At 62.8% G+C, this 21,169-nt stretch carries 24 protein-coding genes; 7 read left to right on the top strand and 17 right to left on the bottom strand.

Translation table 11 applies throughout. The annotated features are described in order from the left end of the window. Positions 1-26 precede the first annotated feature (26 nt). The gene (locus DM374_RS12540) at positions 27-2,165 is read left to right on the top strand and encodes a PQQ-dependent dehydrogenase, methanol/ethanol family (protein ID WP_110970096.1); all 2,139 of its coding nucleotides are present in this window, start codon (positions 27-29) and stop codon (positions 2,163-2,165) included. Between the two features lie 62 nt (positions 2,166-2,227). Further along, a complete protein-coding gene (locus DM374_RS33450; protein WP_177431551.1) occupies positions 2,228-2,401 on the top strand; it encodes a hypothetical protein in 174 nt (57 codons plus the stop codon). A gap of 43 nt (positions 2,402-2,444) precedes the next feature. Here the strand turns inward: DM374_RS33450 and DM374_RS12535 are convergent, their stop codons facing one another. Further along, positions 2,445-3,218 carry an ABC transporter ATP-binding protein gene (locus DM374_RS12535; protein WP_095153805.1) on the bottom strand — a complete coding sequence of 258 codons (774 nt, stop codon included), beginning with the start codon at positions 3,216-3,218 and terminating at the stop codon, positions 2,445-2,447. Positions 3,219-3,306: 88 nt separating this feature from the next. After that, positions 3,307-3,480: a hypothetical protein gene (locus tag DM374_RS33140; RefSeq protein ID WP_157969688.1), complete on the bottom strand. Its 174-nt coding sequence runs from the start codon at positions 3,478-3,480 to the stop codon at positions 3,307-3,309. A 513-nt stretch (positions 3,481-3,993) separates the two neighbouring features. On the opposite strand from DM374_RS33140, the gene DM374_RS12530 reads away from it, so the two are divergent. Next, positions 3,994-4,290 (top strand): DUF3077 domain-containing protein, encoded by a 297-nt coding sequence (locus DM374_RS12530; RefSeq protein ID WP_110970095.1) that lies wholly within the window; start codon positions 3,994-3,996, stop codon positions 4,288-4,290. Positions 4,291-4,353: 63 nt separating this feature from the next. On the opposite strand, the gene pseH is transcribed toward DM374_RS12530, so the two are convergent. From pseH to DM374_RS12500, 5 genes are all read right to left on the bottom strand, one after another. Next, complete coding sequence (gene pseH / locus DM374_RS12525; RefSeq protein ID WP_110970094.1) at positions 4,354-4,902, bottom strand: UDP-4-amino-4,6-dideoxy-N-acetyl-beta-L-altrosamine N-acetyltransferase; 549 nt, start codon at positions 4,900-4,902, stop codon at positions 4,354-4,356. A 2-nt stretch (positions 4,903-4,904) separates the two neighbouring features. Next, on the bottom strand, positions 4,905-5,105 hold the full coding sequence (locus DM374_RS12520) for a hypothetical protein (RefSeq protein ID WP_110970093.1): 201 nt from the start codon (positions 5,103-5,105) through the stop codon (positions 4,905-4,907). Between the two features lie 275 nt (positions 5,106-5,380). Next, the gene (locus DM374_RS12510; RefSeq protein ID WP_110970091.1) at positions 5,381-6,130 is read right to left on the bottom strand and encodes a hypothetical protein; all 750 of its coding nucleotides are present in this window, start codon (positions 6,128-6,130) and stop codon (positions 5,381-5,383) included. A gap of 46 nt (positions 6,131-6,176) precedes the next feature. After that, positions 6,177-6,590 carry a hypothetical protein gene (locus tag DM374_RS12505; protein ID WP_110970090.1) on the bottom strand — a complete coding sequence of 138 codons (414 nt, stop codon included), beginning with the start codon at positions 6,588-6,590 and terminating at the stop codon, positions 6,177-6,179. A gap of 35 nt (positions 6,591-6,625) precedes the next feature. Then, positions 6,626-6,922, bottom strand: a complete 297-nt coding sequence (locus DM374_RS12500; protein ID WP_110970089.1) for a hypothetical protein — start codon at positions 6,920-6,922, stop codon at positions 6,626-6,628. Positions 6,923-7,068: 146 nt separating this feature from the next. Here DM374_RS12500 and DM374_RS12495 point away from each other — a divergent pair, with 146 nt between their 5' ends. Next, entirely contained in the window at positions 7,069-7,323 is a 255-nt protein-coding gene (locus DM374_RS12495) for a helix-hairpin-helix domain-containing protein (protein ID WP_110970088.1), read from the top strand. Between the two features lie 346 nt (positions 7,324-7,669). Here DM374_RS12495 and DM374_RS12490 read toward each other — a convergent pair whose 3' ends face one another. From DM374_RS12490 to DM374_RS12460, 7 genes are all read right to left on the bottom strand, one after another. Continuing rightward, positions 7,670-8,638: a Csu type fimbrial protein gene (locus tag DM374_RS12490; protein ID WP_177431550.1), complete on the bottom strand. Its 969-nt coding sequence runs from the start codon at positions 8,636-8,638 to the stop codon at positions 7,670-7,672. Next, on the bottom strand, positions 8,635-10,935 hold the full coding sequence (locus DM374_RS12485) for a fimbria/pilus outer membrane usher protein (RefSeq protein WP_225422488.1): 2,301 nt from the start codon (positions 10,933-10,935) through the stop codon (positions 8,635-8,637). Before DM374_RS12485 ends, DM374_RS12490 begins: the two co-directional genes overlap by 4 nt. A gap of 110 nt (positions 10,936-11,045) precedes the next feature. Beyond that, a complete protein-coding gene (locus DM374_RS12480; RefSeq protein ID WP_110970085.1) occupies positions 11,046-11,837 on the bottom strand; it encodes a fimbrial biogenesis chaperone in 792 nt (263 codons plus the stop codon). 40 nt (positions 11,838-11,877) lie between these two features. Continuing rightward, the gene (locus tag DM374_RS12475) at positions 11,878-12,378 is read right to left on the bottom strand and encodes a Csu type fimbrial protein (protein WP_110970084.1); all 501 of its coding nucleotides are present in this window, start codon (positions 12,376-12,378) and stop codon (positions 11,878-11,880) included. A gap of 3 nt (positions 12,379-12,381) precedes the next feature. Further along, complete coding sequence (locus DM374_RS12470) at positions 12,382-12,909, bottom strand: Csu type fimbrial protein (protein ID WP_110970083.1); 528 nt, start codon at positions 12,907-12,909, stop codon at positions 12,382-12,384. Positions 12,910-12,922: 13 nt separating this feature from the next. Continuing rightward, the gene (locus DM374_RS12465) at positions 12,923-13,453 is read right to left on the bottom strand and encodes a Csu type fimbrial protein (RefSeq protein ID WP_095153705.1); all 531 of its coding nucleotides are present in this window, start codon (positions 13,451-13,453) and stop codon (positions 12,923-12,925) included. Positions 13,454-13,487: 34 nt separating this feature from the next. Then, positions 13,488-14,015 (bottom strand): spore coat U domain-containing protein, encoded by a 528-nt coding sequence (locus DM374_RS12460; RefSeq protein ID WP_318531810.1) that lies wholly within the window; start codon positions 14,013-14,015, stop codon positions 13,488-13,490. Between the two features lie 210 nt (positions 14,016-14,225). Between DM374_RS12460 and zapE the strand changes: the two genes are divergently transcribed. Then, complete coding sequence (gene zapE / locus DM374_RS12455) at positions 14,226-15,320, top strand: cell division protein ZapE (protein ID WP_110970081.1); 1,095 nt, start codon at positions 14,226-14,228, stop codon at positions 15,318-15,320. Between the two features lie 15 nt (positions 15,321-15,335). Here zapE and DM374_RS12450 read toward each other — a convergent pair whose 3' ends face one another. Continuing rightward, positions 15,336-17,225, bottom strand: a complete 1,890-nt coding sequence (locus DM374_RS12450; protein ID WP_110970080.1) for a propionyl-CoA synthetase — start codon at positions 17,223-17,225, stop codon at positions 15,336-15,338. Positions 17,226-17,368: 143 nt separating this feature from the next. Between DM374_RS12450 and DM374_RS12445 the strand changes: the two genes are divergently transcribed. Beyond that, on the top strand, positions 17,369-18,658 hold the full coding sequence (locus DM374_RS12445; protein WP_110970079.1) for a leucine-rich repeat-containing protein kinase family protein: 1,290 nt from the start codon (positions 17,369-17,371) through the stop codon (positions 18,656-18,658). A gap of 181 nt (positions 18,659-18,839) precedes the next feature. Here DM374_RS12445 and DM374_RS12440 read toward each other — a convergent pair whose 3' ends face one another. Then, complete coding sequence (locus DM374_RS12440) at positions 18,840-19,550, bottom strand: YebC/PmpR family DNA-binding transcriptional regulator (protein ID WP_110970078.1); 711 nt, start codon at positions 19,548-19,550, stop codon at positions 18,840-18,842. Positions 19,551-19,778: 228 nt separating this feature from the next. Here DM374_RS12440 and DM374_RS12435 point away from each other — a divergent pair, with 228 nt between their 5' ends. Beyond that, positions 19,779-20,366, top strand: coding sequence for a LysE family translocator (locus tag DM374_RS12435; protein WP_110970077.1), 588 nt, complete (start codon positions 19,779-19,781; stop codon positions 20,364-20,366). Here the strand turns inward: DM374_RS12435 and DM374_RS12430 are convergent. After that, positions 20,355-21,140: an AraC family transcriptional regulator gene (locus DM374_RS12430; protein WP_110970076.1), complete on the bottom strand. Its 786-nt coding sequence runs from the start codon at positions 21,138-21,140 to the stop codon at positions 20,355-20,357. The genes DM374_RS12435 and DM374_RS12430 overlap by 12 nt on opposite strands. Positions 21,141-21,169 lie beyond the last annotated feature (29 nt).

Below are 21,169 nucleotides of genomic sequence, written 5' to 3'. Positions count from 1 at the left end.
ACGAATAATCAAGGAGTCATGCCTACATGAACCGTTTGCAGTCCTCGCGCCACCGCCGAACCTGCCTTGCCACCGCCGTCCTGCTGTGCCTGCTGGGCCCTATCGCTGTCTCGGCGCCCGTCAACCAGGCCGCCATCGTCGCCAGCCAGACCGATGGCAGCCAGTGGCTGAGCCACGGCCGCACCTACGACGAAACCCGCTACAGCCCGCTGAAACAGATCACCGAACAGAACGTCAAAGACCTCGGCCTGGCCTGGTCCATCGACCTGGACAACCATCGCGGCCTCGAAGCCACCCCGCTGTTCCACGACGGCGTGCTCTACGCCTCGCTGTCCTGGAGCCGCGCCATTGCCGTGGATGTCGCCACCGGCAAGGTGCTCTGGACCTTCGACCCCGAACTGGACCGCGGCAAGGCCCGCGATGCCTGCTGCGACGCGGTCAACCGCGGCGTCGCCCTGTGGAACGGCAAGGTCTACATCGGCACCCTCGACGGCCGCCTGATCGCCGTCGACGCCAAGACCGGCAAACAACTCTGGAGTCAGCAGACCACCGACAACAGCAAGCCGTACACCATCACCGGCGCCCCGCGCGTGGTGAAAGGCAAGGTCATCATCGGCAACGGCGGCGCCGAATATGGCGTGCGCGGCTATTTCTCGGCCTATGACGCCGAGACCGGCAAGATGGCCTGGCGCTTCTACACCGTGCCGGGTGACCCCAACCAGCCCTACGAGCACCCCGAACTGATCGACGCGGCCAAGACCTGGAAAGGCGATCAATACTGGAAAGGCGGCGGTGGTGGCACGGTGTGGGACGGCATGGCCTACGACCCGGAGCTGGACCTGCTGTACGTCGGCACCGGCAACGGCTCACCGTGGAACCGCGAAATCCGCAGCCCAGGCGGCGGCGACAACCTGTACTTGTCGTCCATCCTCGCCGTGCATCCGGACACCGGCAAACTGGCCTGGCATTACCAAGTCACCCCCGGCGATAGCTGGGACTTCACCGCCACCCAGCAACTGAGCCTGGCGACCCTGGAACTCGGCGGCAAGCCGCGCCAGGTGATCATGCAGGCGCCGAAGAACGGTTTCTTCTACATCCTCGACCGCAAGACCGGCGAGCTGCTCTCTGCGGAAAAATTCGGCAAGGTCACCTGGGCCGAGAAGATCGACCTGAAAACCGGCCGCCCCGTCGAAGCCCCCGGCGTGCGCTACGAAGACAAACCCATCGTGATGTGGCCAAGCCCCTTCGGCGCGCACAACTGGCACTCCATGTCCTACAACCCGGACACTGGACTGGTCTATATCCCCTATCAGGAAATTCCCGGTGTGTACCGCAACGAGTCGAAGGACTTTGTCAGACGCAAAGCCTTCAACACCGGTGCCGGCTTCTCCGATGGCGAGGAAGTGCCGCGCGAGGTGGTGTCCGGCGCCCTGCTCGCCTGGGACCCGGTCAAACAGAAGGAAGTCTGGCGCGTGCCCTACCCGCACTACTGGAACGGCGGCACCCTGACCACCGCCGGCAACCTGGTATTCCAGGGCACTGCGGCCGGCAACCTGATCGCCTACTCGGCGGACAAGGGCCAGCCACTATGGTCGTTCGGCGCCCAGACCGGCCTGGTCGCCGCGCCCATCACCTACAGCTTCCAGGGCGAGCAGTACGTGGCGATCATGGCCGGCTGGGGCGGCGTCGCCCCGCTGATCGGCGGTGACGCGGCCAAGGCACCGGGAGTCGGCAACATCAGCCGTCTGCTGGTGTTCAAACTGGGCGGCAAGGCCTCGCTGCCGGCACTGGCGGAAAAACCGGCCGTCGCAGCCACCCGCGTTCCCGAGGCGGTCCACGCCAGCGCCGCCGACCTGACCACCGGCAAACAACTCTATGGCGCCTACTGCTCCGTGTGCCACGGCGTTGGCGCGCAGAGCGGCGGCCTGATCCCCGACCTGCGCAAGACCGACGAAAGCCGCCGCGCCATGTTCCAGCAGATCGTCCGCGAAGGCGTCCTGCGCCCGCTCGGCATGCCGGCCTTCGGCGACAGTCTCAGCGCCGACGACGTCGAGAAGATCAAGGCCTATGTCATGAACCGCGAATACCTCGACTACCAGAAACATCAGACCGCCGCCGAGGTCGCTGCGCGGCCCCGTTCCCCGGATAAACCTCAAAAAGATTGAATTCGCCGAGACGGGCCTCGGTCCAGACCTATGAACGCAGTCAATCTGACGAGGTAACAGCGATGACTATCGAAGCAGAGACACTCGTACAACTGACCGAAGCCCTGAAGAAATGCGGGATGAACCGAATCTGCGACATCGACTTCACCCGCGCGCCCTACCGCGAAGATCACCGCTGGACGTGCATTGTCAGCAAGAAGTCCAGCGCCAACCGGGTTCATGGGATGCGCGCTTGAATCGATCTGGGTGGGCTATCGCGACGGTTCGGCGCGAAACGCCTCACGCGTGCCAGCAACGATACCAACCGTCTTCTTCGCTGATGCGCAGTTCGGTCTGGTACAGGTCGGACAGCGCGGCGCTGGTCAGCACCTCGGCCTTGGGACCGTCGGCGACGATGCGGCCCTGCTGAAGCAGCACCACCCGCTCGATCTCCGGGATGATCTCGTCGATATGGTGGGTGGTGATGATCATCGCGTGGTCCGCACCGCAGAAATTGCGCATCAGCTTGAGCATGCCCAGGCTCGCGCCCATATCCAGGCCGTTGGCCGGCTCGTCGAGGATCAGCGCGGCAGGTTGATGCACCAGCGCCCGCGCCAGCAGCAGGCGGCGCTTCTGCCCGGTGGACAGGCGCTGGAACATGGTCTGCTCATGCCCGGACATCTCCACCACCGCGAGCAACGCCCGCGCCTGTTCGATCTGCTCGGCACTCGGCTGCAAGTGCCCGTGGGCGCCGATGGCGCCGAAGAATCCCGAGACCACCACATCCAGCGCCTGGGTGGACGGCGTGTAGTCTTCCTGCAAATCCTGGGACACAAAACCGAGGCGGCTGCGCAGCGCCCACAGGTTGACGGTGTCGCTGCCGAACAGCTTCAAGTGGCTGCCTTCGCGTTCCACCGGGTACAGCTCGCGGGTGATCAGCTTGAGCAAGGTGCTCTTGCCGGCCCCGTTGGGGCCGAGGATGGCGACCTTCTCACCGGCACCGATGTGCAGGGAAAAACCGTCCAGCACACGGGTCTGCTGCTGGTAGGCGGTCACATTATGGATATCGATCATGGGGTACTCGTCAGCGCTGAGCGATAAAGAAAGAAGATGCGTTGGGGCAGAATAATGCAGCATTTCTCGACCGCATTGCTCGCCTGCCTTACTTGCCTGGCGCTTGCCAGAGCGTTGCGCCCATCAGCGAGTAGCGGACCGTTTCGCAGCTCTGATCGACCGTGCTGCATTCTTTATCGATTTTCAGGTTGGCGATAATAAAGGCCAACGCCAGCACGTTGCTTACGATCCCAAAGATCATGATTGCCCTGCTTTTGGTCATCTTGACTCTCCATTAGCCGGCGATATGCCAGCGCAGGTTAAATACCTGACCTTGGCGAGCAATGCCACTGTTGCGTAATGAAATGGTTGATGACACCGAGGGCTGAGTTCGCGGCGAACCGTGATGCGTGTTTGCGTGTGATGGGAAATTTCGGACTGTCAGGTGTTGCATAACGCAACGAAAATTAGTCCACGTCCGACTTTCGTGTAGGCCATTTCCCAATCATACTTTCGCGCCTTCTCAGCGGTTGCGCTCATGGGAATCGGTGCCTAGTCTGCGGCGGTCGCTGCCAATTCAGCGATCAGGTTTGGTCACCTGAGTCCGATGCGCACTAGCGCCCCATCCGTTTGAGCGGGCGCTTTTTTGTGGCTGTCATTTAGTTTCATGGCGGCTGTGCGCGGGGCGCCTTCGGGTGCGCCGGTTTCCTCGGGCCCGGTTGACCAACCTGCGTACAGTCGCCACCTATCGTTTGGTCACGTATGTGGCGGCTCCATAGCCCAGAGGAGCCTCACAATGAAAAGGATCGTTCCAGACCCACCTATTCCTACGCCCTTCCGTACCCACTTCAGCTCATGCAACGGCGCGCATGCTCCACTGTTTGCCGTGCGTGCGGACGCCGATATCCAGGACGCGCTGGCCCACCTGTCGGCGGCGCTCACGGCGGCATTCGAAACCAACGCGCAATTGTGCGAAATGCTTTCCCGGCCGCTGGCAGACCTCGCCTGGAGCACTTACCAGTCACTGGAAATCTGTCAGGCGCTGTCTGAGGCGCTATTGACGGACATTGCGAAAAAGCAGGCGGCCGGATAACCGCATCGCGAGCAAGCTCGCTCCTACACTGTAGGAGCGAGCTTGCTCGCGATGGGCGGCAGACTATCTAGATACCCGCTCGACAAGGCTCAACATCGCCGGACGCTGTATCCGCCACTCATCCTTGGTAATACCCAACAACACCACATCAACACGCTCGCCATCCTTCTCGATGTTCTGCCGCCGAACACCTTCAACCGTAAACCCGAACTTCTGGTGCATCTTCACAACGGCGGCATTGCTTCCCAGCACCTCGCAATTGAGTTTCTCCAGACCGGCAACATTGAACGCATGGTCCAGCATCCAGAACTCGACAGCGCTTCCCAGCCCTTTGCCCTGCAACTCAGGGTCGAGATAAAACGCCCAATCCGCCGTGCGGTGAGCGGTATTGATCGCATTAAGCGAAACAACCCCCGCCAGCGCGTCATCACGCATCACCACAAATACGGTTTGCCGAGTGTTCCCCAGCAGGCTGCTCAACCAGTTCAGATGCTCTTGTTCAGAGATCTCGTGAACGCTGTACATGAAACGCCGGACATCACGATGATTACGCAACGCCCGGACCTGTTGCTGAACAACGGCGTCTGCCTGCAGGATATTGATGAACTGCATGGTTATCCGTTGCTCGCCGGCTTCGACTGCCTGCGATTTCGCCATGCGCCAACAATCAGCAAGACCGCGCCAGGAATCAGCAGCCCCACAGCGGTATAACCGAATGCCGGTTGGCCTGAGGCACCAACAGCCGCGAACGCGGCGCCGATTGCAATCAGCGGTACACCGGCAAAGTTGAACGGGTTTCGGGTGTTGCTGGCCATATCGATTACTCCTGTAAATCTCTCGATGTGCTCGCCGGGGACTTTCTGAACCGGAGCAGTGCAAAGGCGATATTCGGCAACATCATGATGGTGAACATCCCCCAGAAACCGACCTTGCCCGCCCCATGAAGCGAGGCCCCCAAGGCAATGAACGCGATCGTGAGGACGAACCGCATTGATGCGAACTTTTCCAGACCTCTCACACTGACTCCTGAATACCCATCAAAAATGTCTCGCGATTCTACAGGCCGTCCATCAAGCGAGGGGAATAACGTTCAGTAAGAGAAATAAGGCAGGTACGAGCGCCATGTACTCCAGGTCAGCTTCTCCACAACGTTTTGTCTATCCACCCGCCGCTGGCGGTAGAAATCGAATTCAGTTTTCTGGCGAATACCGATGACTTGCGTCGTATGTTTGCGCGAAGACTCAAACATCGATTGCACCATGATGTATCGCTGCGGCGTCCTCTTGGCCGTCGTAGTGTTGTTCACGACCGTGGTCATTTCCTGTTTGAGCCAGGTGTTCTTGTAGGCATACGTCGTTTTGTTGCCCACCCACATGATCGCCTGGCTTGCACGATTGAATTGCGCGTCCTCACTTGGCTTAAGATGGACCAGCGAATACCGGCTGCTCCCCCAGTCCAGCATCAGGGTGGTACATCCCGTCTGCAACTCAGTGACCCAGAGTTGTTCCTCTCCCGCCCTCGCATCGAACACTTCGGCAGCCTGGTGACGATCACCATCGCCCTTCCCGACCGGTAATCCGTGACCACGCATTGGCGAGACGATCATCGGGCGTTCGATTGCGCCGTCTATTTCCAGCTTCAGCATGCCGCTGGCGATCGTCGGCGACTTGTCGATGACGATGTTTCTACCCGCGGCGGCAAACGCCAGATTGCGGACCATCGGAGAGCTGAGGGGGTCAAGGCTGTTGACCTCGATACTGACCTGTTGAAGAATCGATATCGGATTCTGCAGGAGGGCTTCATATATTTTTTTGGAGTACTGCGCGTCTTCTTCAGCCATGAAACGTTCCTCAATCCATTGTCATCATTCGCCCTGATCAAACGAATCAGGCGTCTGCCTGGGCGTCGCGGTTCCTTCGATCCATCGCAACAGCAATGCCCGCCAGCAGAATCGCCAGCGTATACGCAAAGAGCCCGAGGTTGATGCCCAGGATCATATTTTCCGAGCCGTCGGTAAGTACCATCGAGCCACCGTAACCGTCCCTGAGCCAATAGGCCATCAAGAACCCGCCCGTAACGAACAGCGTCAGAAGACTCGCCAGCTTGAGGTCCTCCCTGACCCAAACGAGCCAGACGCTGTACACGCCGATTGCCGTGTTGGTGAACAACTGCCAGGTCTCGTGCAATCGCGCATGGGGCGCCCAGGCCTGATTGAAAACGTGGGTGTCATTGATTTCCAGAACAGGCACGAGAACGGCATAAAAGACCACGCCAATGGTGACCAACAGCTTCGCAATCATTGGGGAAAGCTCCTTCTTTCTTTTTATTGGAGGCATCAATCCTCCTCGGTCAACTCGCAGACGCCGTGTGCGCCGCCTTTGCCGGTATAGGACACATCAGGCGAGTCGTCTGGCCGGATCGACAGTGAGACCGTCACCCCACTTCCTTTTGCCTCGAAGTAGGTATCACTGAATTTCTTCAGCGTGGCTTCTTTACCGTTGATATAAATGGGGCCGCCCTCATCCGCGTGCACCTCGAGGTTACCCGGACAGGTGGCATTAACCAACGGAATCCCGGCATTGGCGAACCCGGCAGCGCTTGCCAATACAGCACCTAACAGTAATTGCTTCATGGAAACTCCTGAATCGGTGACAGGCTGGAGATTCAGCAATAGCCGTTTTCAACGGATCACGCCAGGCCGGAGTGGCTGGTATTGAGATGCTCTGTGGCGTAGGGCAAACTCCGGCGATTTGTTTGGCCGATAACAGGAGTTGACGGATGCCATTTTCACCGACGGAACACAGTGCCTTGTTGGCCTTGAAGGGCGTAGGGCCAGCCGTTATCGCTCGGCTCGAACAGATGGGCATCGACTCATTGGCAGTGCTCAGCGAAGCCAATATCAATGACATCCTCGCGCAAGCATCGGCCGCAACAGGTTCAACGTGCTGGAAGAACAGCCCGCAGGCACGGGCCGCCATCAACGCGGCCATCGCACTTGCGAAAGACGCTCAATCAGGTGCGCCTGTTGCCTAAAAACTCGCCACCATCTGGCGTTCTCGGCCGCATCCGCCAAGAACCTTAAAGACAAACAATATTTCCACCTCGCCAACGTCATTACGCTGGACGATAAGAAAGTGCCGGGCGCACCGGGTGTGATCACGTGCAAGATCCCGGATCATGGGACGATCCATATGGCTCTGTATGAAAAGCCTTGAGATGAAGGTCAGGCGAGGCTGTTTTCAACGCAGCATCACCGAGTATCAAGGTTTTTCATACAGAGCCATGTATGCGCGGGGGCAGGTCAGCAGCCAATAACGGGGCTTGAAGCGCCCTTACGGGTCTGCGATCAAGAGGAGCAGCGCCTGCTGGATCCTTGCGTTCAAAACTGCACGTCCAGAATCACGCTGTCCTGATAGGCCGCAGCCGGCGGCGTGGGTTGGTCGGTATAGACCTTGGCGTTGTAGTTGAACACCTGGCTGCCGGTTCCCGTGCCGTTGCCGGGGTTGATGTCGGCGTCGCTGCTGGAGCGCCGGGCGGTGGTCAATGAACCCCAGCGCACGGCGGTGGCACTTTTGAAGATGTCGTAGGACAGGTAGTTGTTGGCCGGCGATTTCATCCGCCGTCGTCCGCCGGAGACGTAAAGCCCGTCATTGAGCCCGACCGTATACGCACTGCCCTTGGTACAGGACAGGCTGACGCTCTGGCTGACCGTGGAAAATCCGCTGACCACCGGCGCAGTGCCAAAGTTGATGGTCGGCGTGGTGATCTGGCAGTCGGCGGTGACCTGCAGGCTCACGGTCATCGAGGTGGTCCCGGTCAATATCTGGCGACCGAGGCAGGCTCCCAGCACACCGATGCCGTAGCAGTAATCCCAATCCCAGTACACGCTGAAGGTTTCCTGGTAAGTGCCCGCGGCAACGTTGCTGCCGGTCAGGGTCTTGACGTAGAGCGGCACGGTACTGGGCACGATGCTGCCCAGCAGGCCCAGCGCTTCGAGAATGCCGTGGCGGGCGAAGTCGAAGGGCTGGCCGCGGGTGATCGGGAAGGACGTGCTGTTGTCGGCGTAGATCGTGTAGAGGATCACGTCTCCGGTCGGCCCGACCATCCCCGTGGAACCGCCCGAGGGGGTCAGCGTGAGTTTGAAGAAGTCGTCCGTGCGCAACAGGCTGAGCAGCGCGCCGCTGCAACGCAAGCCGGCGTTGGCGGTGGAGCTGGGCTGCACGGTGGTGTTGACCGAGGTCGAAGCGACATTGCCGAACGCCACGTTGGCAGCCTGCACAACTGCACACTGAGCCTCGGCCCGCACCCCGGCGAGACACAGGACGAGCGCCAGCAACAGGCGTTTCACCGGCACACCAACGGGCCGATGAGCGGCACGTCGTCCTGCGCGGCATCCAGCGCGAACTGCACCTGGCAACGAGCGCCACCCGCCAACTGCACGTCCAGGGTGTTCTGGTCGGCCAGCCCTTCCAGGTACACCAGCCCGTCCCAGCCCACCACCGCCAGCCCGCCGCTCTGCTGATGGGTAACCTGGCTGCCCAGCGGCAAGTCCTGGTGATTGCCATCCACCAGTTCGACTGTGGCCGCACGCACCCGGCTCAGCGGGAAGTTGAGCAGGTAACCGGCGCCACGGCGCACCGCGACGCGCTGCTCGACGTTCTGGCTGACCACGTTGGCCGGCAGATCGAGAGTGTCGATCTCGTATTTGCCGCAGTAATAGGCGCTGCTCCACGGCACCAGCAGATGCCCCTTGCTGTCGGTACGACCGACCAACTGGTTTTCATAGCGCACCGGAACATCGGCGAAGCCCTCGGTGCTGACCACCACGAAGGCGTCGTCGATACGGTTGGCGGCAAACAGCCCAGCGTCCATCCACACCAGCGACCCGCTGGCATCAGCCCAGCGGGTCATGGCGTCGCTGGTGCCGTAAGTGCCGGCCTGCAACTGCACCGATTGCAGGCGCCAGGTCAGGTCGGCCTGGCGGTACGCCTGCTGGTCGCCACCGGCATAGCCAATATTGAAGCCCACCCCGCCCTCGCTGGGCACGCCGCGGCTGTAATTGACCCGCTGCAGGCGCTCGCCGCTCTGGTTGCGTTCCATGCTCAGGCTGATGGTGCCGCGCAGGTCGAAGGGGATCACCAGTTGCGCCTGGGTCGCCCACTGTCCGCCGCCCACCTCGCGGTTGGCCGACAGGTACAGGCTGGTGTTGCCCCACAGCGACTTGCTCCAGCTCAGGTTGAGTAGCCGGGTGCGGGTGTCGTTACCGGCACGCACGTCGAAATAGCCGGCGCCGAAACTGCCATAACGCTCCAGATTCAGGCTCAGGGTCACCTGTTCGCTGCGCTGGCTGAGGCGGATGTAGGGGCTGTCCAGCAAGGACACGTCGGCATAGTCGCCGAAGCGTTCGAGGCGCTGGTAATTGAAGCCGACGCGCTGGCTGTTGTACTGGTAGCCGAGGCTCGCCTGGCGACCGCTGCGGCTGTCGAAACTGCTTTGGCTGAGCGCCGCGTTGATCACCCCGAAACGGCCGACCAGCAGGTTGCCGCCCACACCGCCAAGGGCCAGCGACTCGGCGGCTTCGGCGTGGGTTTCAAGGGTGAAGCTGTCGCTGACGCCATAGCGCAGGCTGGCCGACGTCAGCGCCGGGCCGTAGGCGAAATCGCGCAAGCCGTAATCACGGCGCAGGCTGCCGGCGGCTACCGAGAAGTCGCTCAGACCCTTCTGCAACAGGGTGCTGGTGACATAGAACGGCAGCGTCGTGGCGATCTGCCGACCCTGGGCATCGGTGGTCACCACCACCGCCTCGCCGGCGCCGTTGATATACGGCACGTTGGTCAGGGTGTACGGGCCGGGTTGCAGGTCGGCACTGGCACTCTTGTAGCCGTTGATGAACAGGTCGACCGAGGACGGCACCGCCGCCTCGCCGGCGAAGGCCGGCAGCGGATAGGTCACCAGGTCCGGGCGCACCGCGAAGTCCCGCGACAACTGCACACCGCCCAGGCGCACCGAACTGGTCCAGGGCAGCGAACCGCTGATCACGTCACCGGCCTCGAAGGTCAGCAGGCGGGTTTCGTCGGTGTAGCGGAATGTGGTGTCGTAGCGCAGGAAGCCGCGCTGGCTGTCGTCGTAGTTACGGCCGCTGAGCTGCTGGCGCCACTGGCCGGTGCTGGACAAAGTGCCCCAACTGTCGAACAGGCGCAGCTCGTTGAAGGCCGACAGGCTGGTGCCGGCGTCGTCGGTGTCATTCAGGTAGAAGTCATAGTTGAGCAGCGCACCAAAGCTGCTGTGGGCCTGGCTGCCGTCGAACAGCGCCCGGTTGCCGAGACGCTGGTTCGGCAGCCAGGCGGGCGGCACCTCGATCAGCAAGCGCTGGGCCTGGCTGTCGTAGTCGCTGTGCAGGCCGCTGATGCTGTCCAGCGCCACCTGCTCCGGCACCTCGCCGGGGAGGTCGATGCCAGCGGCGCGCAGGTCGGCGCTGGCCATGTACAGATGACCCGAACGCTGCTGGACGGCGACCACGCTACCGCTGCTCATCTGGTTGATCACCAGTTCCAGGTACAACTGGGCATCGCTCACCGCCTCCAGCCCCGAGGGCGGCGGCGGCAGTTCGCCGGCCATCAGCGGGGCCGCCGCGAGCATCGCCATGCCACCCGCCAGCGCGAGCTGGCGGGTACTGGCCAGAAAGCCCATCACGCACTGCATCTCACCATCGGCTGGGCCTCCTTGGCCCGGGTCCACCACTTAACCGCTCACATTCAATTCCCCTGACCTATGGTCTGGGCCGCTTCACTGCCATTGATCCTGCCCTTGAGCACCGTCGCCGCCGACGCCTGCAAAGGCGCCGGCCAGCGCATCGTCGCGCCCGGCAGCACATAGCCGAGCAGCCCTTCGACCACTGGCCGGTTCTGCCCGCCTTGCTGCATGACCACGTCGGTCAGGCGCGCGTGCACCGGGCCGGTGTTGCGAATCTCGAGATAGGATCGCCCTTGCACCGCCACCTGACGCCAGCTCAATTGCGGCTTGCCAACCCCGGCGGTATCGCGCTGCCCCTGCGGATCCGGCTTGCCCCACAGACCCTGGCCGTAGACGAACAACGGCACCGAGTAGCGCATCTGGAAGCGGATCGCCGCCTGTGGTCCTGTGGCGTTGTCGCCTGACGGCATGGCCGGGGGGATTTCATCGATGATGATGCGGTAGGCCTTCTCCTGGCCCGCAGGTGGGTTGCCGGGGCGGGTCAAGCGGATCAGTTGTTTGCCGTTTGCGGGAATCTTCGCTACCGGCGGACTCGGGATGACTTCGCGCTGGTTCTGGTACTGATCGTCAAACTCTCCCTGGCTCCAGGCGAAAACCCGCACCTGCAGGTTGGCCTCCTCGCTGCCGCGGTTTTCCAGCCACAACGAGCCGGCTTTCTGCTCGGCCTCGATGACCGGGTCGATCGGCCAGATCAGCACCGAAGTCGCCGCCTGCGCCGCCCCTGACCCCAGCAGCGCCAATCCCAGTGCCAGCCTCGCCCCCCACGTATTCCGACGCTGAGCCTCTGTGCCCATGCCACTCTCCTTTGTTCTTATGGTCCCGATGAACACAGGCTCACCAGGTCAATGTCACTTGCAACACATCGGTGTAACTGCCGGCCGGCCGCGCACCGTTGAGTTGAGCGCGAGCGTAGACCGGTAATTTGATCGTCGTCGGGTCGCTGTAGCTGACGTTCACTGTCTGGTCGATGCCCAGCGCCTGACTGAAGCCGGCATCGCTGAACAACTGGTAGGCCACCAGGTCTGCGCTGGTGCTGCGCTTGAGGTTGCGGCTGCCGTTGTTGTTCTGGCCACCGCCGATTTTCATGGTCATCGCCACGCCGGGTGTGCACTGCAAGGTCACCGTGGTGCCGCTCAACTGAGCGGTCACCGCCGCACTCGAAAGCGCCGAAAAACTGCCAAACGCCAGGTTGCCGTAGGTGGTCACCCCGCCGACCACCAGGCACCCCGCCTGGATCGTCGCGTTGACCAGAAACGTGCTGCTGAGCGCCGCGTCCAGTGGCGTCGGCGAAGCCGCCACCACTGCCGCCAGCGCCATCGCCAGCCGCCCGTGCATGGCTCAGAAGCTCAGCTCGACCGCCACGGTGTCGGTGTAGACGCCGGGCGGCAAACCGGCCTTGCCCACGGCCTTGCCGTACAGGTCAACGGTCTGCGCCACGCCCGTGCTGGTCGGCAGGGTGATGGTGCCGTTGATCGGCAGCAGCGTGGAAGTGCCCGCGTCGGTGTAGAAGTCATACGGCACGAAGTTGGTGCCATCGGACAAAGACCGGGTGCCGCCGCTCGAAGCGCCGTCATGGCTACCCAGGCCGACCTTGATCACCGGTATCGCGCCTTTCGAGCAGAGCACGCTGATCGCCGCGCCGCCGCTCTGCACCTGGCCCGAGGCCTGGGTGAACAGCGCGTTCTGGGTGCCGAAGTTGAGGGCGCCGAAGTTGACCCCGCTGGTGGCGGTGGAGCCATTGACCTGACAACTGGCGATCAATGTCAGCGTGGCGTTGATCACCCCGGTGACAGTGGCCGCCTGGGCCTGGGAAGTCAGTGCCAGGGCGACACCGGCGAAGAGGACACGGGAAAGACGAGGTTTCATGGTTCACTCCTTGTTACCAGTCCAGCGTCACCGTCAGGGTGTCGCGGTAAATGCCCGCAGGCAGGGCTTTGGGGTTGGCGGTTACAACGCCGTAGATAGGGATGGGAATCTGCGCCGCGCTGCTCACGGAAAAATTGAGCTGCTGGCCGATGCCGTAATTGGAACGCCCGGCCGGGTCGGTGGAAAGCTGGTAGGGAATGAGGACGCCGCCATTGCTCAGGCGTCGGGTGGTGCCATCGGGGTTGGCGCCGCCGTTGATGGTGACGGTGAACGCGCGTACCTGCGGGTTGCAACTGACCTGCAGGTTGCTGCCGCCCGGCTCGTCGAGATTGGCCCGCAAGGTGTCGTTCCACACCGGGCCCTGCTGGCCGAAGTCGAGCACACCGCCAGCGCCGGCAGGGGGCGCGCCGGGCTGTTCGCTGCTGATCTGGCAGGCGGACGTGATCACCAGGCGCGCCTGAATATGGCCATTCAGCGCGCCGTTGACGCTGGTGCTGAGCAGGAGTGGTCCCAGGCTCAGCAAAAGAATGCGGGTCGTTTGCATGCTGCTCACTCCTTAAGCAGTGCCACCGTGACCATCACCAGGTGACGGTCACCTTCAACATGTCCGAATAACGTCCCGTCCTTGGAAGCTCGGTTTGAGTGTCGATACGTGCGTACAGAGGAAGTTCAACCGATCCGCTGTCCGGCACACGCCCATGCTGGGCCGTATTGACCGACAGCGGCGCGCGCCAGGCAGCATCCTGGTACAAGCGGTAGGGAATGGGTTTGGCCTTGGGGTCTGCGGCCACCAGATAACGCACTTCGCCGGTGCCACCGTGCAGGCCGCCATCGACTTCGATCTGATAGGCGGTATCGGGATTGCACTCCAGCCGCGGCGGACGCAGCGCCAGCAACTGGCTGCTGAGCGGCCCTGCGGGGTCGTCCAGCCGTGGGCTCTGGCCAAAGTCCAGCACGCCCAAGGCCTCGGCGGACGCTTCGCGGGGCTGATGGATCAGCAGACAGCCGCGCTGGACGTCGACACGCACCTCGACGAGAAACTCCGTGGCAGCAACACCCTGGGCCGCACACAGCCCGAACAGCGTTGCCAGTGACCATCCCTTCACTTGCCCTCCCTGTCCCTTACAGGACTTCGTGGTTTTGAGGGTAGCAGCCGAGGACAAAGCTGCCAGCCGATCAAGAAATGTACAGTTCATGTACAAGAACTATCCGACAAGCAAGGAAGACATCACTGGCAGCATTTTTCACTATTTGGTTAATATTGCCGCCGCTCGTTATCCGCCTGCCGGCTTCACGTTCTACGAGGAACCCTGCCCGTGCCCGTTTTCTCCTGGCTCCGCTCGCCACTGCACGCCCTGCGCCAGCGCCTTGGCGCTTCCACGGTTGCGACACCAGGGCCGGACAGCCAGATCCAGGCGTACTTCCGGGACAAAGCCAGCCAGCAGGGCTACACCCTCAGCCAGGGCCAGCAACGGGTGATCGCGGCGATGGCCGAACAGGTTGCCCGCCTTCCCGCTGGCCGCGCCCGCAGCCTGTACCTTCATGGCCAGGTCGGACGCGGCAAGAGCTGGCTGCTCGACGGTTTCTTCAACGCTCTGGGCGAGATTCCCAAGCGCCGCCTGCACTTCCATGATTTCTTCGCCCGCCTGCACCAGGGCATGTTCGATCATCGCCAGGCACCCGACGCCCTGGCGCTGACCCTCGACGCCCTGCTCGGTGATTGCCGGGTGCTGTGTTTCGACGAATTCCACGTCCACGACATCGGCGACGCCATGCTCCTCACCCGGCTGTTCCAGGCCCTGTTCGAGCGCGGCATTTTCGTTCTGGTCACCTCTAACTACGCCCCCGCGGGGTTGCTGCCCAACCCGCTCTATCATCAGCGTTTCGAGCCGGTTATCCGCCTTATCGAAGCGCGCATGGACATCCTTGAAGTCGGCGGCGACCAGGACTACCGCGCCCTGCCCGGCGCCGGAACCCAACAGCGCTTCACCCAGGGGCTGTACCTGTGGCCTGGCAGCCCGCAACAGCGCCACCAACTGGGCCTGAACGACGCCACCGAAGACGTGCTTCTGAACGTCGGCAAACGCCAGTTGCGCGCGCGCGTACGCGATGAGCACAGCGTGGTTTTCGATTTCTCCGCCATTTGCGAACAAGCGACTGCGGTCATCGACTACCTGGACCTGGTGCAGCGCTTCGAACACTGGACCATCGAGCACCTGCCGAACCTGGAAGACTGCACCATCGCCGCGCAACAGCGCTTCATCAACCTGGTGGACGTGCTCTACGACCGCGACAAGCAACTGCTGCTGATCGGCGAACTGCCGCTGGAGCAAAGCCTCGGCGGCAGCGTCGCAGACCTGGCGCGCACCCGCAGCCGGCTGGGACAGTTGCGGCAGATGGGGCCGGCCTGATGCGGTGCATGCCAGTCACCCCGCCCGCGCCAGCCCCGCCAGCACTTCCTCGATTTCCACCAGCACCGCCGGGTCATCCAGGGTCGAAGGCGGTGTGTAGGCCTGCTGGTCGGCGATCTTGCGCAGCACGGCACGCAGGATCTTGCCCGAGCGGGTCTTGGGCAGGCGCTTGACCACCCGCACCTGATTGAAACAGGCCAGCGCGCCAATCTGCTCACGCACGGTGGCGACCAGTTCGGCCTGCAACTGGGCTTCGCCCATCCCGACCCCATCTTTGAGCACCAGCAGCGCCAGCGGCACCTGGCCCTTGATCTCGTCGCGAACGCCAACCACGGCGCACTCGGCAACGGCCGGATGGCGCGCCACCAGGTCTTCCATCTCGCCGGTGGAAAGGCGGTGCCCGGAGACGTTAATCACATCGTCGGTGCGGCCCATGATGTAAACGAATCCGTCTTCATCCAGGTAGCCGCCGTCGCCGGTGTGGTAGTAGCCGGGGAAGGTGTTGAGGTACGAATCCAGGTAACGCGAATGGTCGCCCCACAAGGTCTGACTGCAGCCCGGCGGCAGCGGCAAGGTGATGACGATGGCGCCCTGCTGGTTGGCACCGAGCAATTGGCCGTCTTCGTCCAGCACCCGCACGTGGTAGCCCGGCACCGCGCGGTTGCTCGAACCTGCTCGGCCACCGCTGCCATCCAGGCCCAGGCATGGCGCGGTCACCGGCCAGCCGGTTTCGGTCTGCCACCAGTGATCGTGCACGGTCTTGCCGCTGATGCTTTCCAGCCATTGGTGCGTACTGGAATCAAGGCGCTCGCCAGCAAGGAAAAACTCGCGCAGCGAACTCAGGTCGTAGCCGCGCAGCAGCAGGCCTTCCGGGTCTTCCTTGCGGATCGCGCGCATGGCCGTCGGCGCGCAGAACAGGCCGTTGACCCGGTATTGTTCGACCACCCGCCAGTAGGCGCCGGCATCCGGGGTGCGGATCGGCTTGCCCTCGTAGAACACCGTGGTGCAACCGTTCATCAACGGGCCATAGACGATCAGCGAGTGCCCCACGACCCAGCCGACATCGGAAATGCCCCACCACACTTCACCCGGCTGCATGCCGTAGATGTTCTTCATGGCAAAGCGCAGAGCCACGGCGTTGCCGCCGTTTTCGCGGACGATGCCCTTGGGTTTTCCGGTGGTGCCGGAGGTGTACATGATGTACAGCGGATCGGCGGCGCCCAGCTCCACCGGCGGCACCGGCCTGGCATCGGCCAGCGCAGCCTGCCAGTCCAGATCGCGACCTTCCTTCAAGGTGGCGCGCACCTGCGGCCGTTGCAGCACCAGCACCTTGCGTGGCTGATGGCTGGATTGTTCCAGGGCGCTGTCCACCAGCGGTTTGTATTCGATGACGCGATCAAACTCCACGCCGCACGACGCCGTCAGCAACAGGGTGGGCCGTGCGTCATCGATACGCAGCGCCAATTCATGCGGGGCGAAACCGCCGAACACCACCGAATGCACCGCGCCGATGCGGGCACAGGCGAGCATGGCCATGGCCGCCTGCGGGACCATCGGCATGTAGATCACCACCCCGTCGCCCTGCTGGACACCCAGGTCGCGCAGCAAGCCGGCCAGGCGCGCCACTTCGTCGCGCATCTGGCGGAAGGTGAAGGTTTGTTGGCTGTTGGTGACCGGCGAATCGTAGATCAGGGCGGTCTGCTCGCCGCGGCCCTCGTCGATCTGGTGATCCAGCGCCAGGTAGCAACTGTTCAGGCGCCCGTCGGCGAACCACTGGTGGGTGCCATCGGGATTGTCGCGAAGGATTTCCGTGGGTTTGCGAAACCAGGCCAGGTCATGGGCGTGCTCGGCCCAGAAATCGGCGGGCGCCGCGATGGAACGGTCGTAGCTGTGCTGATAACTCATCGACGAATAACCCTACGTTTGTTGTTATTAAAGGGCGAACGTCGAGTATGGCCAGTTGTTGTCGGCCCGCTATCGAACTTAAGTCGCATGCCGCGAAGTCTTTGCCGCTATCATGGCCGCCGTTTTGACTGACGACCCTGCCCATGCACACTCTTGAAGACCTCAAAGCCGGCCGTCTGGCAGGTATTGCTCGCCTCGACCTGGCCTGTGGCCTTGAGCGGTTCCCGGAGGAAATCTTCGCGCTGGCCGACAGCCTCGAAGTCCTCAACCTGACTGGTAACGCCCTGACTGACCTGCCCGACGACCTGAGCCGGCTGCACAAACTGAAAGTGTTGTTTTGTTCAGAGAATCGCTTGAGCCGATTGCCGGTCGGTATCGGCCAGTGCGCCAGCCTGGAAGTGGTGGGCGTCAAGAGCAACCTTATCGAGGACGTCCCTGCCGCTGCGCTGCCACCAGGGTTGCGCTCGCTGGTGCTGACCGACAACCGCCTGGAGCAGTTGCCCGAAGCCCTCGGTGACTGCGCCGAACTGCAAAAGCTCATGCTTTCCGGCAACCGCCTGCGCAGCCTGCCGGCCAGCCTCGCTCGCTGCGAAAAGCTCGAATTGGTGAGGGTCGCCGCCAACCGCCTGGAGCAGTTCCCGGAATGGCTACTCAGCCTGCCCAACCTGGCGTGGCTGGCCTATGCCGGCAACCCGCTGCCCGAGGGCTATCGCTCGCCCGCAGTGGACGGGCACTGCGCCGGGCTGGACTGGCAGAACATCACGCTGGAACAGGTACTCGGCCAGGGCGCGTCCGGGGTGATTCATCGTGCGCGGCTCAACGAACACGACAGCGCCGTGGCGGTGAAACTCTACAAAGGCGAGATCACCAGCGACGGCACGCCGCTGGACGAGATGAACGCCTGCATCGCCGCCGGCCAGCATCCGCACCTGATTCCACTGCTGGGGCGCATCGACAACCATCCGCAGCAGCTTCCCGCGTTGGTGATGGAACTGATCGACCCGGCCTGGTTCAGCCTCGCCGGCCCACCCAGCCTGCAAAGCTGCACGCGGGATATTTACCCCGCCGAGCGCCGGCTTGAGCCACACGGCGTGCGCCGACTGGCGTCGGCCATCGCTTCGGTGGCGGCGCACCTGCACCAGCGCGGGCTGAGCCACGGTGATCTGTACGCCCATAACATCCTCTGCGATGAGCACGGGCACAGCCTGCTGGGGGATTTTGGTGCGGCGTCGTTCCATCCGCTGGATGACGGCAGCGCGGCGGCGGCGCTGGAGCGCATCGAGGTGCGGGCGTTTGGGGTGTTGCTCGGGGAATTGCTGGAGCGTTGTGACGGGGATTTACCGCTGTTGCGGGCGTTGCAGAGCGATTGTGTGCAGGCTGATGTGTGTCGGCGGCCGGGGTTTGCCGAGGTGGTGGTGAAGCTCGGAGAGTAGCGCCTGACAATCACAACAAAGAGACCGCATCAGGCGCAATGCCAGTCAGTCAGCCCTGTTGGGAACCATCGCGACGGTTCGGCGCCCGACAAACTCGCCCCTGCACTGTAGGAGCGAGCTTGCTCGCGAAGGGCCTCAACAGACGCTTGATGTGGCCTTTTTGTTCAGCAATAGGCTCGAATCAAGCCGTCAGGCCGACATACACGTTCTGCACATCATCGTGGTTATCGATCGCTTCGAGGAAGGCCTCGACCTCAGCCAGAGCCTCTTCGCTCAAGCTGGCAGCGCTGACCGGGTTTTTCGGGGTGTAGCCGATCTTCGCCGAAATCACGGTGAAACCCTGCTCCGGCAGGGCTTTCTGCACGCTGTCCAGGTCGGTGGTTTCAGTGATGAACAGGGTCGCGCCCTCATCAGCCGGTTCGAAATCCTGAGCGCCGGCTTCGATGGCGGCCATTTCCGGGTCGGCGTCTGCGCTATCCGGGGTGGCTTCGATCAGGCCGACGTGGTTGAAGTCCCACGACACCGAACCCTCGGCCCCCAGTTGGCCCTTGCGGAACAGCACGCGGACTTCAGCGACAGTACGGTTGACGTTGTCGGTCAGGCACTCGACGATCAGCGGCACCTGGTGCGGCGCGAAACCTTCGTACTTCACCGCGTGGTATTGCACCTGCTCGCCCAACAGGCCCGCGCCTTTCTTGATCGCGCGTTCCAGGGTCTCGCGGGTCATGGAGGCCTTCTTGGCCTGCTCGATCACCAGACGCAGACGGGCGTTCATGTCCGGGTCGGCGCCGCTGCGTGCAGCGATCTGAATTTCCTTGGCCAGCTTGCCCATGATCTTGCCTTTGGCATTGGCAGCTTGTTCTTTATGTTTGGCTTTCCACTGTGCGCCCATATCGACTCTCTTGTTTCAACGGCCGGTTCAGGAAGCGACCGGCAAAGGGGTGCAGTTTATACGCCCTGTTACGCGCAATCGACAAGAAAAGCCGGGGACCGTGCCGCCATTGCGCGCCTCAGGCCTCGGCAGCGAGACATAACGGTACAACAGGGCAGTTTTCTTCAATACCCGCCAACGACCGCCCGATAGGCTCCTGACTTTCTTCACTGACAAGAGAGACGCTGCATGAGCCTGTTGCTGTCCATGGCCGCCTTTGCGCTGGCCGCATCCATTTCTCCCGGCCCGGTCAACCTGGTCGCCCTTGCTGCCGGCGCTCAGCATGGGCTGCGCCCGGCCATGCGGCATGTCAGCGGCGCCACCCTGGGCTTCTGTCTGCTGTTGTTGCTGGTGGGCTACGGCCTGCATGCGGTGCTGCGGGAGTGGCCGGGGCTGACCGAGGTGCTGCGCTGGGCCGGCATTGTGTTTTTGCTGTACATGGCCTGGAAACTGGCCGCGGATGACGGCAGCCTCGGCGATGGCGGTCCCGGTAAACCACCGAGCATGGCCTACGGCGCGCTGATGCAGTGGCTCAACCCAAAGGCGTGGCTGGCCTGCGTGGCCGGGGTCGGGGCATTCGTCGGTCAGGGAGAAACGGCGCTGCTGTGGCAGTTCACACTGATCTATCTGGTGATCTGCTACCTGTCGGTGGGTTGCTGGGCCTGGGCCGGGACGGTGATTCGGCGCTACCTCGACAACCCGCGGCGCATGCGCCTGTTCAACCGCGCCCTGGCCTTGCTGCTGGTAGCCAGTGCGCTGTACCTGTTACTGGGCTGAGCGATAGTGCCCGGGGGTGGCGGCCAGGTGGTGCTTGAAGGCGCGTTGCAGGTGCGCCTGGTCGGCGAAACCCGCCTCGTGAGCCACCTCGGCGATCAGGCGGCCCTGGCGCAACTGGGCACGGGCATAGCGTACGCGGTGATCGAGCAGGTAACCATGCGGCGTCATTCCGTAATGCTGCTTGAACGCGCGGATCAGGTAGGAAGTGGATAGCCCCGCCGCCTCGCCGATGTCTTCCAGCTTCAGCGGTTCGGTGCAGTGCTGACGGATATAGCTCGCCGCCCGCTCGAGGCGTTCATTGCCCTGCCCCGCCAATGCCGGCGCCGCCTGCGCCTGGGCACGTAGCTGACTGAAAAACGCTTCGGCGGCGATGCGCTTGTGCTCGCTGTCCAGTTGGCTGTCGATCAGTTGTGCGTAGAGTTCGGTCAGGGCCTGGTACAGCCCTGGCGAGGTGCTCAGGGTGCGGGCCAGCGGCTCGAAACCCAGGCCGCGCAGCCAGGGCATGTCGACATACAGCATCAGGTAGGACCAGGGCTGGTCGGCGATCGGATTGCAGGCATGGACCACGCCCGGATTCATCATGACCACCGTGCCGGCCTCGATTTCATGCCAGCGCTGGCCATCGAAGTAGGTGCTGCGCCCAGCGGTGATGGCACCGATGGAAAAGCCTTCGTGGGAGTGCCGCGCATAGCAGACCTTGCGGCCATCGGCCACACCCCGGGCCTCGATGAAAGGCAGCGCCGGATCACGCCAGAAGTGCGAAATGCTGCTCATCAGAAAAAACTCCGGGGGCCGAATGAAAT

This window comes from Pseudomonas huaxiensis (assembly GCF_003231275.1).
Classification (GTDB): domain Bacteria; phylum Pseudomonadota; class Gammaproteobacteria; order Pseudomonadales; family Pseudomonadaceae; genus Aquipseudomonas; species Aquipseudomonas huaxiensis.
The sequence above is the reverse complement of the archived record's forward strand: the minus strand, read 5'-3'. Positions and strand labels throughout refer to the sequence as shown.

Coding starts and splice junctions, on each gene's coding strand:
- DM374_RS12535 (WP_095153805.1), bottom strand. CDS start 3,218: ATGATCGATATCCATAATGTGACCGCCTACCAGCAGCAGACCCGTGTG.
- DM374_RS12435 (WP_110970077.1), top strand. CDS start 19,779: ATGAGCCTGTTGCTGTCCATGGCCGCCTTTGCGCTGGCCGCATCCATT.
- DM374_RS12510 (WP_110970091.1), bottom strand. CDS start 6,130: ATGGCTGAAGAAGACGCGCAGTACTCCAAAAAAATATATGAAGCCCTC.
- DM374_RS12505 (WP_110970090.1), bottom strand. CDS start 6,590: ATGATTGCGAAGCTGTTGGTCACCATTGGCGTGGTCTTTTATGCCGTT.
- DM374_RS12485 (WP_225422488.1), bottom strand. CDS start 10,935: ATGGCGATGCTCGCGGCGGCCCCGCTGATGGCCGGCGAACTGCCGCCG.
- DM374_RS12475 (WP_110970084.1), bottom strand. CDS start 12,378: ATGCACGGGCGGCTGGCGATGGCGCTGGCGGCAGTGGTGGCGGCTTCG.
- DM374_RS12495 (WP_110970088.1), top strand. CDS start 7,069: ATGCCATTTTCACCGACGGAACACAGTGCCTTGTTGGCCTTGAAGGGC.
- DM374_RS12480 (WP_110970085.1), bottom strand. CDS start 11,837: ATGGGCACAGAGGCTCAGCGTCGGAATACGTGGGGGGCGAGGCTGGCA.
- DM374_RS12540 (WP_110970096.1), top strand. CDS start 27: ATGAACCGTTTGCAGTCCTCGCGCCACCGCCGAACCTGCCTTGCCACC.
- DM374_RS12500 (WP_110970089.1), bottom strand. CDS start 6,922: ATGAAGCAATTACTGTTAGGTGCTGTATTGGCAAGCGCTGCCGGGTTC.
- DM374_RS12465 (WP_095153705.1), bottom strand. CDS start 13,453: ATGCAAACGACCCGCATTCTTTTGCTGAGCCTGGGACCACTCCTGCTC.
- DM374_RS12445 (WP_110970079.1), top strand. CDS start 17,369: ATGCACACTCTTGAAGACCTCAAAGCCGGCCGTCTGGCAGGTATTGCT.
- DM374_RS12450 (WP_110970080.1), bottom strand. CDS start 17,225: ATGAGTTATCAGCACAGCTACGACCGTTCCATCGCGGCGCCCGCCGAT.
- DM374_RS12520 (WP_110970093.1), bottom strand. CDS start 5,105: ATGGCCAGCAACACCCGAAACCCGTTCAACTTTGCCGGTGTACCGCTG.
- DM374_RS12430 (WP_110970076.1), bottom strand. CDS start 21,140: ATGAGCAGCATTTCGCACTTCTGGCGTGATCCGGCGCTGCCTTTCATC.
- pseH (WP_110970094.1), bottom strand. CDS start 4,902: ATGCAGTTCATCAATATCCTGCAGGCAGACGCCGTTGTTCAGCAACAG.
- DM374_RS12530 (WP_110970095.1), top strand. CDS start 3,994: ATGAAAAGGATCGTTCCAGACCCACCTATTCCTACGCCCTTCCGTACC.
- DM374_RS12470 (WP_110970083.1), bottom strand. CDS start 12,909: ATGAAACCTCGTCTTTCCCGTGTCCTCTTCGCCGGTGTCGCCCTGGCA.
- DM374_RS33450 (WP_177431551.1), top strand. CDS start 2,228: ATGACTATCGAAGCAGAGACACTCGTACAACTGACCGAAGCCCTGAAG.
- DM374_RS12440 (WP_110970078.1), bottom strand. CDS start 19,550: ATGGGCGCACAGTGGAAAGCCAAACATAAAGAACAAGCTGCCAATGCC.
- DM374_RS33140 (WP_157969688.1), bottom strand. CDS start 3,480: ATGACCAAAAGCAGGGCAATCATGATCTTTGGGATCGTAAGCAACGTG.